This is a genomic window from Flavobacterium sp. AC105, from assembly GCF_979258495.1.
Window position 1 is genome coordinate 2,998,470 of record NZ_OZ409860.1, and the last position, 15,092, is coordinate 3,013,561.

The following is a 15,092-nucleotide window of genomic DNA, read 5'->3' on the forward strand; positions in this document are numbered from 1 at the left end:
CTGAAAATAATTTAAAACCTTTTCATTTATAATTAAAAAGCCCAATACCAAAAAGGTATCAGGCTTCACTTCAAAAAAACAAATTATTCAATTTTTGAATAATATGAATTCTTCCTTAAAACAAAATTAATTTTTAATTCCAGACATTAACTTTTCAATTTTAGAATACGAAATTTCAGGATTAGCTCCTGGTGCCTCGGCTACTAAAGCTCCTATTGCACAGGCAAAGTCGATAGCATATTGAGGTTCTTTTCCGGTAAGCAATGACGTAATCAAAGCTGCTAAAAATGAATCTCCTGCACCTACTGTATCGGCAACTTTAACAGGATAGCCTGCATTTTCAAAGATCTGGCCATTCCACATTAACAAAGCTCCATGTTTGCCTCTGGTAACGCACATTGCCGTTACTTGGGTTCTTTTTGCAATAAAATGCATATTGTCTTCTAAACTGGTAAACGGTGACTTCATCGTTGCGGTAATCTCTAATAATTCTTCATCATTAAACTTAATGAAATCCGAAGAGTGCATTAATTGCTCCAGCATTTCATAAGAATAATGCGGCTTTCTTAAATTAACATCAAAAACCTTATAGGCTTTTGTCTGCAGCAATTCTTCCAAAGATTCCCTTGAAACTTTGTCTCTGCAAACCAGGCTTCCATAAATTAGAACATCGTTATCCAATGCTGTTTTCTTTGCAAAATCATTTAATACAATCTTATCCCAAGCCGATGGATAATTAATTTCATAACTTGCTGAGCCGCGTTCGTTTACGGTTACGTTTACCAAACCAGTTGGGAATTCCTCTGATTTTATAATTGCAGCTGTTTCAAGACCTAATTTTTTTACCTGATCTATAATTGCATTTCCATCTTCATCATTTCCTACACAGCTAATCATGGCTACTTCACAGCCTAATGTTTTCATGCGCAGTGCTACATTGAGCGGTGCGCCGCCAATCTTTTTTTATTGGCAAAAACATCCCAAAGCACTTCTCCGTAGGCCACCGCCTTAAGGTTTTTTCCGTTATTCATTCTAAAATTATTTATATTAATGTTATTCTGGTGTTGTAATCTGAAGATTAGAAAAAGTACTGTTTTGCCCTTCTGCAATTAATCCCCATTTGTTTTGATCTCTCCCGTAAATACGATTCGTTAAAGCTGCTATTCCGTTTATGTAAACTACTGCAACGCTTCCTTCGGTAATTATTTCAATCGCATATTTGGTATTGGTCTGAAATTGAAATGGCATTCTCGTTACTTCCTGTGCCGCTGAATTATACCCTGTAATTTTACCTTTTGCGATATCAAAAACAATCTTATAATAACTTCCGGAATCATTGGTATTGAAAACAAATCCTGTGGTTCCTGTATTATTTGAGAATGTGACTTCTGTTTTTATTTTGGCTTTTTTACCTAACGATTTAAAAGTCACTATTGCTTTTTCTGTTGTGCCTGACAAAATATAAGTTCCATTATTTGCTGTTACATTTGCTGTCATTGCATCAACTTCAAAATTACCGCTTTTTTTAGAAAATAAATCTTTAACAGATTGTGGTGCATGAGTTCCTAATGTTCCATCGGTATTCTGAAGTAGTTCATGAATCACCATATTCCCTGCCCAATCTTTATTTCCTAAATCATTTTCGGGTGTTTTTCTGGCATTCCATCCAAAAACATATCTTTTGTTTCCGTCAGATGCGGTTTTACCGGCGTAAAAGTACTCTCCGTCAATCTTATCATTTTGCGGTTTGATCCAAGGTCCGTTAATAGAAGTTGCCATTCTGTAATGCGTTCCTTTATCAGTACTCCAGTTTTCAGAGAAAATCAGATACCAATAATTACCCATTTTAAAGATATCGGCACATTCCATCATCAAATAATTATCCTCTGGTGTTGTCGTATAAATTGGTGCCTGCACATCCCATTTTCCTGATGCCGGATCAGCACTTATAAAATGCAGTAAAACCGCTTTTCTTCCTGGTTCAGTTTGTGTGCTTACTAGCATTGAATACTTTTTCAACTCATCATTATAAAACACATGCGGATCTCTAAAATCATAATTATAATATCCAGTTGGAGCTGTAATTTTGAATGAAGAGACTTTTGTCCAGTTTTTTAAATCAGGACTTGTGGCGCACAAAACACTTTCTCTCGCATTTGATTGTACAAAAGCAGGCGTTTCATTATGTCCTGTATAATAAAAATAGTAAAGAGAACCCACTTTTACAACTGATCCTGTGCCAATGGCAAAATCAGGATCAGTCGTTTTTCCGTATGGAATCATTTGCCCTTCATAGGTAAAATGTGCCAAATCGGTGCTTAAATATTCATGGATATCGTGAAAACCTTTCCCTGCAGGTTTGTTCTGTGCATCATGAAGAAAATAAATATGAAATTTTCCGTTGTCGAAAAAAGGCATAATATCTCCTGTATAACCCGCACTGTAATACGGATCACTTGCCCCCATCCATTGAGCGGGCGGAACGGGAAAGATGCTTGAGATCTCAGAATTTCCTCCTGAAACAGAACCTCCAATATAGGCGTCATCCTGACTGCAGGAAACAAGCGAAAAGAAAACGGAAGCTACAGTTATTATATTTCTATATTTCATTTTTGTTGAATTCAAGGTAAATTAATTTTTAGCCAAATAGTTGATACTGTTTTGCGTCAGGAGCTTGATATTATTGATAAATTCATTGGCCTGACTTGGCACACCGCTGCTATTGGTTTCATTATACCAATCATAGGCTCCCATCGAAATTACTACCACATTTTTATTGGTTGCGGTGTTTGGAAATTCTGCAATGGTAACTCTTCCGTCAAGATTATCATCCCAGGCCTCACTGGCTAAATTAGTTCCTCCGGTTTGGTTTCTCCAGCCTTCTCCGTTAACATAACCTCCCCATTCCGGCACAAACCACCATCCGGTATGATTTAATCTAAAAGTTCCGCCTTGCAGTAAATTAGCTTTACCAGTTTCATAAGTTGTTAAACCTTCAAAAATGGGATGATTTTCATGCCCTTTAAAAGACATTCCCCAAGAGTTTGCATCTACAAATCCGTTTGGAGGAAAATCTCCAAAAACATTATTTGGGCCTTTTCCTGAAGGAACAATTCCTAAAGCATCTACATATTGAGAGGCAAAAGACGTTAAAAGTAAATTTCCACCGTTCGCTCTAAAATTCTTTAAAGCGGTAGTAACAGCAGGTTTGTAGGCAATTGCAGGTAAATTAGCAGCCGAATCAAAATGCCACCAGATTACATCAACATCGCTTAAATTGGCACCGTTTTCAACACTGCTGAATGAAATGTATTTCGCTCCGCTAAAAGTAGAAAAGAACCAATTGGCAGCTGTAATTTCATCCATATTGGTGATTTCGGCTCTCGTTGCAGCAGTTCCTAAAAAAGCAACCACTAAACCTGTTACGGGAACTCCAATATTCGCGGTATAATTCACACTTTTTCCGTTAGAGGTTATTACAAAAGTTACGGCATTTGTAAAATCAATTGTCGCACCGGAAGCAGGCGAAACAGAAACTCCTTCTGTTACTTCGATAACTGGTTTTAAGGCGGTTAAATTAGTGTCTTCCGGTAAGGTCATGGTAATGGTTTTATTAGCATCGTTTATGGTTGCTGCAACTCCATTAATGGTAAAACTCTTAATTGGACTCAAAACGACTGTCGTAACGGTGTAGTCTTTGTACAAATTGCCATTTACAACTCTAAACTTTACAGGATTTGCAAAATTAGCCGGGACTGTTATATCTAGATTTGATGTTGCGCCTTGTTCCAGTATCATTTCAGGTTTTACTGCTGTGATATCAGATCCATAAGGCATCGTGATATTAATTTTTCCTGTTTTCTGATCAATTTGACCCGCTACTCCATTTATTTTAAAAGAAGTAACATTAGATGGTGAATTGACATCAAAACCGCCATTCTCAAAACTGTTTTCGCAGGCCGTGATCATAAAAAACACTGGCAGTATCAAAGACGCTTTGGTCCAATTTTTATATATAAATTTTCTCATGTTGATGTTCTTAAAATTGATTAATAACCAGGATTTTGTTTGTATAATCCCTGACTGAAATTAATTTGCTTCAACGGAATTGGACAGTACTCTTCTTTATGTGCATCAAAAAAGGCATCCTGATAATAGGTACGTTTTGTTTTTTCGCCTGCATAAAAGTCATTCAGTACCTGATCTGTTACTCCCCAGCGAACTAAATCAAAGAAGCGGTTTCCTTCCATCGCTAACTCTAAACGACGTTCAAAGCGCATGGCTTTACGGGCAAAATCCTGTGTCCAATTGCAATTAACCCCATCTACATAAGTATTGATTTTAAAGTTATTTACATACGGAAGTCGTCCTGTGCTTTGAGCAGCTCGTTCTCTAATTTGATTGATTAAAGGCAAAGCTTCGGCTTGTCTTCCTAATTCAATCAGGGCTTCGGCACGCATTAAAATCACATCGGCATAACGAATCTGGATTCTGTTTTTTGAATTTCCGTAAAACGGATCAATATTTACCACGCAACTGCAGCTTGGCGCCACGTTTTCTTTTAAGGATGCAAAATAGCCGTAAGTTCCCGGAGATCTAACCCAAGCTTCCACGTATAAAAATTCCGGATCATATTTATAAGGTAATCCCGGCATGGCAACGGTATGATACAATCTTGGATCAACCGTATTAGCATCTATATTTTTATAATCAAAATCCTGATTGTTATAAGTGTCAAATTCCGGTAAGCCGTTTGTGCCTGTTTTAAAGGCATTTACCAGGTTTTGACTTGGTTTATGAAAATCACAGCATCCTAAACCTTGTGGTGTCGACAATACATCTGAAAAATTTAATCTTCCGTATAAAGTTCCGTCGTTATCTGAAAATTGAATAGAAAAAATCGACTCAACTCCATTTTCATAAGTTCCCGGTAAAAAGTTATTTGCAAAATCTGGCTCTAAGCTTGCTTTGCCAATTACTTTATCGGTCGCATCCATTACTTCCTGCAAATGCTGCTGATTGATTCCTGTTACTTTATATGTTTCATCCTGCGTATAAGCCTGATACAAACGTGTTTTTGCCAGATAAGCATAGGCTGCTTTTTTAGTCGCACGGCCAACTTGTGGCTGCGTTTCCGGCAATGCATCGGCGGCAGCCTGAAAATCTTCCGCAATTTTATTCCAAAGTTCTTCGTTTGAAAGTGCTTTGTTTGAGATGGTTTTATAATCTTCAATCGCGATATCTTCTGTGATGTAAGGAACATTTCTAAACATAATTTTCAGCATAAAATAAAAATGCCCTCTTAAAAAACGCATTTCGGCCATGCGGGTTTTCTTTAGCGGATAATCGGCTTCTGAAATTTGTTCTAATGCTTTCAAAGCTTTATTGGCTCTGGAAACCCCAACATAACTGATGTACCAAAAAGAGTCTAATTCACCAAAATCAGGTCTGATATTATTAGAAACTTCAAAAAAGTGAAAATCCTGAATATCATTAGTTCCGCTTCCGCCTTTGTAGGCATCGTCAGAACGAACATTTCCAAAAGGCCACAAACTATAAGGCGAATCATAATGATCATTTCCTAACTGTGCATAAGCTGCATTCATAAATCCTTCTACCGACTGAGGCGTTACAATATCTTCTTCAGACAACACACCACGCGGATCATTTTCAAGAAAATCAGAACAGGATGCCATTATTCCCAGCACTAAAAACCCTGTTATATATAGTATTTTTTTCATTTTTTTTGATTTAATCTTTATTATAAAGTAAAATTAAGACCAGCCGTGAAAGTCGTTGGCTGCGGATATCCAAATCCTGCATTTTCCGGATCTACACCCGTGAAATTTTTGGCATCAAGGATCAGTAAATTTTGTCCGCTGATGTACAATCTAAAGCTGTCAAAATTCATTTTTTTCAACAAATCTTTTGGCAGGCTGTATCCAAATTGTAAAACACGCAGTTTAAGATAGTTTCCGTTTTCTACATAATAAGTTGAAAATCTTGACTCTGCATTTCTATCGACTGTAGTTAAAGCCGGAATAGTAGAATTTGGATTATCCAAAGACCAGGCATTAAGCAAACGTGTTCCTTTGTTAGAACCTACGTCGTCAACACTCCAAAAATCGGTTTGATATTTGGTATTGTTAATCACATCAACATCACTTGCTCCTTCCCAGAAAGTGGTGAAATCCCAATTTTTATATCCTAAGCCCAGATTAAATCCGTAAGTCAGTCCCGGGTTTGGATTTCCAATCCAGGTACGGTCTTTATCAGTTATAGTTCCGTCGCCGTTTAAATCTTTGTAGCGAATTCTTCCAAGTCCTTTTCCTTCCTGAATAGCCGAGTTGTCAACTTCGTCCTGACTTTTAAATAAGCCATCCGTTACATAACCGTACATCGAATTAATTGGGCGTCCTAAAATATTATCATTTAATCCGTCTCCTCCGTAATTATTTTTCACTTCATCCGGCAACTGTGTAATCTTGTTTTTGTTTGCCGAAATATTAGCCGAAATGTCATATTTTAATCCAAATGAGGTTTCATCATGATATCCTAAAGAAACTTCCCATCCTTTATTTTCCATCGAAGCACCGTTTACCCAACGATTTCCACCTTCGCCAATTACGCCTAAATAAGGAGGTAAAACCAAAATATCTTCTGTTTTCTTGATATAATAATCAACAGAACCGCTTAACTTTTGTTTGAATAATCCGAAATCTAAACCAATGTTGGTTTGCGTAGTAGTTTCCCATTTTAAATCATCATTTCCGGATTGCGTTGCGATAAAACCTGACGGAAGCAATCCGTTTCCGTTTCCTGCAATATCATACGCGGTTCCGTAAGACGTTGCCCAGGTTGGACTTCCTCCTGCATAACTTGCCAAATACAAACTATAAACAGCCGTATTGCTAATTTCCTGATTTCCGGTTTGTCCCCATCCTGCACGAAGTTTTAGATCCGAAAAAACAGGTGCGTTATTTTTGATGAAATTTTCATTAGAAATTCTCCATCCTGCTGAAACTGCAGGAAAAGTTCCGAATTGATTGTTTTTTCCAAATCGCGAAGAACCGTCACGACGAATGGTAGCCGAAACCAAATAACGATTATCAAATTCATAATCCGCTTTTCCAAAATAAGAAAGCAATGAATATACGGTTGAAGTTCCGCTTGTAAACGATTCTCCTGTTCCCGCATCCGGATACATATAATCCGGCGTTTCGATCAAAAAGTCGTTTTTACGTAAAGTTGTAGTATCAAAAGCATCTTTATACATCTCGGTTCCTGCCATTAAATTCAAATTGCTTTTTCCGAAATTAAGGCTGTAAATTGCTGTATTAGTCCACGTCCACTTATCACTTAATGACTGGTCAATTGTAACCGATGTCTGATCGTTTTGCAGATATCCGGACTTGTAACTTCTTTGAAGCGTACGTTTTTTATAAGACCCGTAATCAATACCAAAACTACTTTTGATATGCAGGTTTTTGATAATCTCTAAATCCGCATACATATTTCCAAAAAGACGTAAATAATCGTATTTATTGTCTTTGTTATATTCTAAAAGACGAACCGGATTTTGTCTGTCATTCATTCCTCCAACAGGTCCGCCCCAGCCTTTTCCGTCAACAGTTCGTACCGGAATAATTGGCAAAGCACGAAGCGCAGGATCTAAAACTCCTGGATCTGTAACTTCATTAGTACGTGTCATGGAGAAATTTTCTCCGATAACCAGTTTTCCTTCAAAATATTTATATGAACTGTTCATTCTGGCAGAAATTCTTTCGAAATCAGTTGTTTTTACGACACCTTCATTTCCATAGTAGCCCAAAGAAAAAACATAATTTCCTCTCTCTGATGCATTCGAAACGGACAAATCATAAGATTCTGCAATTCCGGTTTGCGAAATCGCGTCGTACCAGTCTGTATTGGATGCTTTCAGCGTTTGATCTGCATCCAAATATTCAGGAACCAAAACTTTGTTTAATTGTGGTTTATTATTGTTAACTGACCAATCAAATTGATAGCGCAGGTTATTATTATTCGGATTTAATCCGTCGTTGATATTCGCCTGCCATAAAGCCTGACCAAATTGATTTGCATTTAGCACTTCCTGTTTTCTTGAATAATCAGAAATTGAAGTATAAGTGCTAAAATTGATTCTCATTTTACCTTCTTTTCCTTTTTTGGTAGTGATGATAATTACTCCATTTGAAGCACGCGAACCATAAATACTTGCCGAAGAAGCATCTTTTAAAACCTGAATACTCTCAATATCATTCGGGTTCAATTCGTGCATTCCAGATTTAGTCGGCATTCCGTCAATAACATACAAAGGATCTGTATTGTTTAACGTTCCTACTCCTCGAATTACCACTTTTGTGTTTGATCCGCTTGGAGAACCGTCAGACGAAACTTTCACTCCGGCTACCCTTCCTTGTAACGCTTTAATTGGATTTGGTTCAGGTTGTTTCATGACTTCCTTCATGTTTACAACAGCAACTGCTCCGGTAATATCTGTTTTCTTTTGTTTCGAATATCCTGTTACAACCACTTCATTTAGTTGATTGTTGTCTACTTTTAAAATTACATTGAATGTTTTTTGCCCTTTTACGGAAATGGATTGTGGCGCATATCCAATAAAAGAAACAACAATTACAGCATCTGAATTTATATTTCCAAAGGAAAAATTGCCGTCAAAATCTGTAACTGTACTGGTATTTGTACCCGATATAAGCACGGTTGCTCCCGGAAGCGGCATTCCGTCATCTGACGAGATTACAGTTCCTTTAATTCCGCTTTCCTGCGCTGTCAAAATCAGCATTGGAAAGAAGAAAAATAGAAAATAAATAATTTTACTTTTCATGAGGTTAGTGGTTTTTAGTTAGTTTATATTTAGTTGGTTAATTACGAGGTTGCTCATTTCAACTCCTTCGATTGAAGAGACTGACAGAGATGTAAAGGGCTGGTTTGTGAAAAAGATTTCGGTGATTACTTTTTCGCCATTGTTGTAAAATATTTCAATGGATGTTTTGTCTAAAATGATTTTAAAAACTCCCTCGTTTTGATTTCCTTCTAAAGCTGCTTTGGTAATTGTTGAAGCAAATTTTTCTGAGAAATCATTTTTTCCTGCTTTCGAACGATCCAGAAATAAATAATGGTCTTTATTATTTAATCCGAAACTTAAAGATTCACCGGCTGCATTTGAAAGTGTAAAAGTATACATGTCCTCTTTTAAGTTTTTTACATTAAAACTGACAATTGCCTGAGTCAAATCGATTTTCTCTGCTTCCGGAATTGAAATTTTTCCTTTTCCTTTCAGATTTTTTCTTTTGATGGTTTTAGCAACATATTTGTTAATTTCTTTTACAGGATTACTGATCAGACTATAATTATTTCCTTTTTTTATCAACTGAATTTCGCGGGCAATTGTAGTGCTGCTTCTCCATGCAAATGTTGGAACATCTTGCGCGTATTCCCAATTAGACATCCACCCGATAAATAATCGTCTTCCGTCAGCACTTGGAACATTATTCCAGGTCACTCCGGCATAATTATCTTTTCCGTAATCGATCCAAACGGCTTTTTCCTGTTCTACTTTTTTTGCAAAATTAGGATCCATCGTAAACGTTTTTCCATCAAAATCGCCAATAAAATATTGTGTCCCGGAACCGCCGTTTGCTCCACCGGGATTTAAACTCTGAATTAAAACCCATTTGGTTTCATTGGTTCCTTTAACTTTTATTGGAAAGAAATCCGGACATTCCCAAACGCCTCCGTGAGCTCCGATATTCTTTCCAAAATCAGATAAATATTCCCAGTTTTTAAGGTCATTCGATTTATAGAACTGCGCTCTGTCCTGGGCGGCTAAGACTAATATCCATTGTTTGTGGGTTTCATCCCAGGTCATTTTTGGGTCACGGAAATCACGAATCCCAGGGTTTTTTATGACAGGATTTCCTTCCTGAAATTTCTGCCATGTAAAACCATTGTCGTTCGAATAGGCAATATCCTGCTGTTCTACATCAATTTTGTTTTCTTTTTCCTTTGTCATATTATGCAAAGTATAAATTGCAACAATTGGGACAGTTTTTCCCTTTCCTAAACCCGAAGTATTGTTTGGATCTGCAACAGCACTTCCTGAAAAAATATATTTGTCGTTATCCGGATAAATCGCAATTGGCTGTTCCTCCCATTTGATTAAATCTTTGCTGACTGCGTGTCCCCAATGCATTGGTCCCCATTTATTTCCGTCAGGATAATGCTGATAGAATAAATGATAATATCCGTTTGCGTAGAACATTCCGTTGGGATCATTCATCCATCCTTTTTTTGGTGTAAAATGAAAATTAGGACGGTACATTTGTTCTTCTGAAGGAATTGAAACTGAAACAGAAGTATTTTGTGCAACAGCTGAATATGGTTTACAGCCTGCTATTGATATTAATAGTGCGCTATAAAATGCCAGCGGCAGATGTTTCTTTGATTTCATTTTTTTTGATATTTTTTTTGGTTAGATTTTCACTTAAAACTTCTAATGATATTCCTTTGGTTTCCGGCATTATAAAAATGACAAACAGTAATTGCAGGACCATCATAAGGGTAAAAATTAAGAATACGACTTCTGGACCTATTTCTGAAAATAACATCGGAATTAAAGATGGAATTATTGCTGCCAAAACCCAATGTACGGAACTCCCAAATGCCTGACCCGATGCGCGAATGTGGTTTGGAAAAATTTCTGAAATAAAAACCCAGATCACGGCTCCCTGACCAATCGCGTGAGAAGCAATAAATAAGAAAAGGAAAATAGGTACTGATAATCCTCCCCAATTGAAATAAAATGCAGCAGAAACCAATCCTAAAGAAATAATATATCCAACTGAACCAATGTACATTAACAACTTTCTTCCTAATTTGTCAATTAATGCTACTCCGATTAAGGTAAAGATAAGATTGGTAATCCCGATTCCGATACTGCTCAATAAAGCGGTGTTTTGTCCTAAACCTGCTTCTTCAAAAATTCTTGGTGCATAATATAAAAAGGCGTTGATTCCTGAAAACTGATTGAAAAAGGCAATTAAAAACGCCAATATTAACGGGAAACGGTATTTTTTCATGAAAATGTTTTCATGTTTGGTAATGCCATTTTCTCTCGAATCGTCCATTATATCTGTAAGATTTGCTGTCGGATCAATTTTGAATAATACTTTACGTGCTTCTTCATCACGGTTTTTAGACAGTAACCATCTTGGACTTTCCGGAATTGTAAGTATAAAAAGTATATAAATAAAAGATGGAATAGCCTGAACTCCAACCATCCAACGCCACGCATTTTCTCCAATATCTTTTAAAAAGTAGTTTGAGATAAAGGCAATTAAAATTCCCAGTACAATATTAAACTGGTACAACGCTACCAGACGACCGCGTTTGGCTGCCGGGGCAATTTCAGAAACATAAGCGGGTGCGGCAATTGTAGAAGCACCAACTCCTAAACCACCAATAAATCTAAAGGCAGCAAATACAAATGGATCATTTGCAAAAGAAGCGCCTACAGCCGAAATGAAATATAAAATCCCAATCCAGAATAGTGTTTTTTTACGACCTATTTTATTGGTTGGGATTCCTCCAAAAATAGCACCTACAACTGTTCCCCAAAGTGCCATTGCCATAACAACAGATCCATGAAAAGCATCAGATGAATGCCATAGAAGCTGTAATTGTTTATCAGCTCCAGAAATAACTACGGTATCAAAACCGAATAGAAAACCTGCCAGTGCAGCAGTAACAGACCAAATCAATATCTTGTTCATTGTAGATGTATTAAAAACTTATCGCTAAGATATCCGCAAAAAAAACAACTTATTTTTAATGATGTTACAATTTAATTCTATAAATACTGATAGTTTGATATTTAAACAACAAAAGCCTTATTTACAAGGCTTTAGACAATTTAAAATTTATTTACGAAAACCGTGTAGTTTCGATTTTGTTACATTAAGTTCAAAATTGATACCTGGTTTGTATCAATTTTGAACCAATATTAATTGGAAGATTTGTATTCCTTTGGTGAAATTCCAAATTTATTCTTAAAAGCTGTAGAAAAATAGTTGGGAGAAGAGAATCCCAGCGAGTACGCAATTTCTGAAATATTCATGTTATTGGACTTTAAAAGCTCTGCCGCTTTCTCTAATTTTACATTATTAATATGATCACTAATATTGATTCCGATAATGGCTTTTACCTTTCGGTATAGCTGAACTCTTGAAACCCCGAGTTTATCGGCTAAATCTTCAACCGAGAATTTGGGATTTTCAACATTTCTCTTGATAATATCATTCATTTTCGTAATAAAGGACTGTTCCTGATTGCCAAATTTAGACTCAGGCTCAATTCGATAAATGTTATTGGTGTAATAATAACGAAGTTTTTCTCTGTTGAAAAGCAAACCCGAAATAGATTGTTTTAAAATCGAAAGGCTGAAGGGCTTGGTAAGATATTGGTCAACACCGCTTTGCAATCCTTTTAAAACAGATTCTTTATTACTTTGAGCCGTTAAAATAATAATCGGAATATGTGACGAACGTAAATCCTTTTTCAATTCTTTACTAATTTCATAACCGTCTTTGTCAACCAAATTTATGTCACAAATGATAATATCGGGAACAATTTCCATTGCTTTTTCTGTCGCGTCACTTCCGTCAGAAGTATGCACTACATATTCATTTGATAGTTTCGCTTTCAAAAATGTGACCAAATCGATATTGTCTTCTATTACTAAAAGCGTATGTTTTTCTGATTCAGAAACTATATTTACGGTGTTTGATTCAGTCTCGATATCTAAATTATCTGCTATTAAATTTGGTGTTACATCCAGATTCTCCCCTTTATTAATCATTTCAGAAGGTTGTAAATGACTGACTCCTTTTAATAAAGTAATTACAAATTCGCTTCCTTGTTTTGATTTTAATTCGATTGTTCCGTGATGCAAAAGCACAAATTCTTTGGAGAGATGAAGCCCAATTCCTGAACTGTTTTTATTATTATTTGAAGCCCTGAAAAACGGATTAAAAACATTCGATAATTCATTTTCGGGTATTCCAATTCCGGAATCTTTAAAACTAATTTTAACGGTATTGTCCTGATTTTCTGCAATCGAAATCGTGATTTTGCCGTTATCCGGCGTAAATTTAAAGGCATTAGAAAGCAAATTAAAATACACTTTATCCATCAATCCTTTATCGATAAACAATTCGAGGTTTTTATTTTTGCAGGTCAGCTGAAAATCAATATTTCTGCGCGCAGCTTCGCCTTTAAAGTTGGTCATTACTTCGTTTGTAAAATCATAGAGTTTAGTATTTGAAGCTCTCAAGGTAAATTTTTGTTCTTCAATTTTTCTAAAATCCAGCAATTGAATTATTAATCTGAGTAATCGGTTTGAATTTTTATGAATTAGTTTTACTTCATCAATAAGGGCACTGCCTTTAATTTTTTCATTTTCAATTAATGATTCCACATAACTCATAATCAACGTTATGGGTGTTTTAAATTCATGTGAAAGTCCGGTAAAGAAATTCAATTTTGCTTCATTGCTTCTTTGGGCAATTTTAGACATTTCCTGAATCTCATTATTCTGATCAATTACGGTTTGATTGATTCTTTCAAGTTGTTTTTTCTTTCTTGAAATAGAAATAGTCGAATAAATACTATAGATGGTTAAACTCAAAATAATCACTAAGAAAAAACTCAATAAACGAACGAGATTATTTTGCGAAGCATATTCTCTTTCCTGTACATTTATTGCTCCTTGTTGTGATTCGATAACGGCTTGCTGCTGATCGACCTTATCCATTTGATTTTCGATAATTTCAGCATTATTCTGATCAATCACAATGGTATTCAGTATATTATTTTTGGCGACAGGTTCTTTATTGTATATTTTCAATGCTAATTTCAACGCTTCATTTCCCCCCGTGGGATATAAAATTGTTCCGGCTAAAACATCACTCTTTACGAGGTCTATTCCGCCATTTAGCGTATTTAATCCGTCAACACCAATAAATTTTATTTTATTTTCTAATCCTACAGTTTTAGCTGTTTCCCAAGCGCTTAAAGCCATACGGTCGTTATGTGAAAAAATATATTCAACGTTAGGGTTTTGTAAAAGAAATGCTTTTAAAGGTGCTTTAACCGATTCTCCTTCCCAATCGCCCTGAATTGTGTTTTCTATTTTGAAGCGTTTGTTTTCACTTATAATCTGACTAAATCCCAGACTGCGCTCATACGCGGGTGATGAACCTTTTGCTCCTGTAATTTCGATAATTTTGCCTGAACCTTTGCTGTGTGAAATGATATATCGTGCGGCGATTCTGCCAATTTCGATATTATCGGCGCCAAGATATGCCGTATAATTTTCGCCATCAATTTTTCGATCTACAACAAGTACCGGTATTCCTGCTTTTATTGATTTTTCGACAACGGCAGTTAAAGGTTTAGACTGGATTGGAGATACAATAATAACATTTACTTTATTAGAGATGAATCTTTCGATATCTTCTATTTGTTTTTCGACATTATTATTGGCATCACTAATTTTTAAATCAACTTCAGGTCTTAAAGAAGCTTCAATCTTTATAGAACTGTTCATTTGCTTGCGCCAGTCGTCAGTCGTCATAGCCTGAGAAAATCCTACTTTTATTTTGTCGCCCTGTTTTTGTTTACAGGATACTAAACTTAAGGATGCCAAAAGAAGCATCAAAATATATTTTACAAATTGATACATGAAAATTTTGAGTTATGTAAATAAAAAATAAGCACTTAAAATGCATTCTTTATCGCGTTTGTCTAAATAATTAGGAAGGATTATTTTAAAATGACAAGCAAGAAAGCTGTATAGTTTAAAAAGTAAAATTAAACTTTTATTTCATGTACACAAATGAGCAAATGATATATCTGATGTAAAATAATGAAAATACGCATATTCATTTACGAAAAATTGTTAGTATAACTATTTTTACCATTTAAGATTTAAAAATCTTACCAGACAAAAAGTTAAAAAAAATCGTAAATAAATCGGGTATTATTTTGATTTT

Annotated in this window: 8 protein-coding genes; all 8 read right to left on the minus strand. The window is 35.7% G+C overall.

Annotation, left to right across the window (positions count from 1 at the left end):
- Positions 1 to 126: 126 nt before the first annotated feature.
- The 8 genes from ACZ0AH_RS12525 to ACZ0AH_RS12560 all read right to left on the minus strand — a co-directional run bounded on the left by ACZ0AH_RS12525 (position 127) and on the right by ACZ0AH_RS12560 (position 14,782).
- Entirely contained in the window at positions 127 to 924 is a 798-nt protein-coding gene (locus ACZ0AH_RS12525; RefSeq protein ID WP_463476130.1) for a carbohydrate kinase family protein, read from the minus strand.
- A 129-nt stretch (positions 925 to 1,053) separates the two neighbouring features.
- Entirely contained in the window at positions 1,054 to 2,610 is a 1,557-nt protein-coding gene (locus ACZ0AH_RS12530; RefSeq protein WP_463476131.1) for a glycoside hydrolase domain-containing protein, read from the minus strand.
- A gap of 21 nt (positions 2,611 to 2,631) precedes the next feature.
- Positions 2,632 to 4,029 (minus strand): DUF4960 domain-containing protein, encoded by a 1,398-nt coding sequence (locus ACZ0AH_RS12535; protein WP_463476132.1) that lies wholly within the window; start codon positions 4,027 to 4,029, stop codon positions 2,632 to 2,634.
- 20 nt (positions 4,030 to 4,049) lie between these two features.
- On the minus strand, positions 4,050 to 5,741 hold the full coding sequence (locus ACZ0AH_RS12540) for a RagB/SusD family nutrient uptake outer membrane protein (protein ID WP_463476133.1): 1,692 nt from the start codon (positions 5,739 to 5,741) through the stop codon (positions 4,050 to 4,052).
- A gap of 20 nt (positions 5,742 to 5,761) precedes the next feature.
- The gene (locus tag ACZ0AH_RS12545; RefSeq protein ID WP_463476134.1) at positions 5,762 to 8,866 is read right to left on the minus strand and encodes a SusC/RagA family TonB-linked outer membrane protein; all 3,105 of its coding nucleotides are present in this window, start codon (positions 8,864 to 8,866) and stop codon (positions 5,762 to 5,764) included.
- A gap of 18 nt (positions 8,867 to 8,884) precedes the next feature.
- Positions 8,885 to 10,492 carry a glycoside hydrolase family 32 protein gene (locus ACZ0AH_RS12550; protein WP_463476135.1) on the minus strand — a complete coding sequence of 536 codons (1,608 nt, stop codon included), beginning with the start codon at positions 10,490 to 10,492 and terminating at the stop codon, positions 8,885 to 8,887.
- On the minus strand, positions 10,455 to 11,813 hold the full coding sequence (locus ACZ0AH_RS12555) for a sugar porter family MFS transporter (protein WP_463476136.1): 1,359 nt from the start codon (positions 11,811 to 11,813) through the stop codon (positions 10,455 to 10,457). Before ACZ0AH_RS12555 ends, ACZ0AH_RS12550 begins: the two co-directional genes overlap by 38 nt.
- A 230-nt stretch (positions 11,814 to 12,043) precedes the next feature.
- Positions 12,044 to 14,782 (minus strand): substrate-binding domain-containing protein, encoded by a 2,739-nt coding sequence (locus tag ACZ0AH_RS12560; protein ID WP_463476137.1) that lies wholly within the window; start codon positions 14,780 to 14,782, stop codon positions 12,044 to 12,046.
- Positions 14,783 to 15,092: the final 310 nt, after the last annotated feature.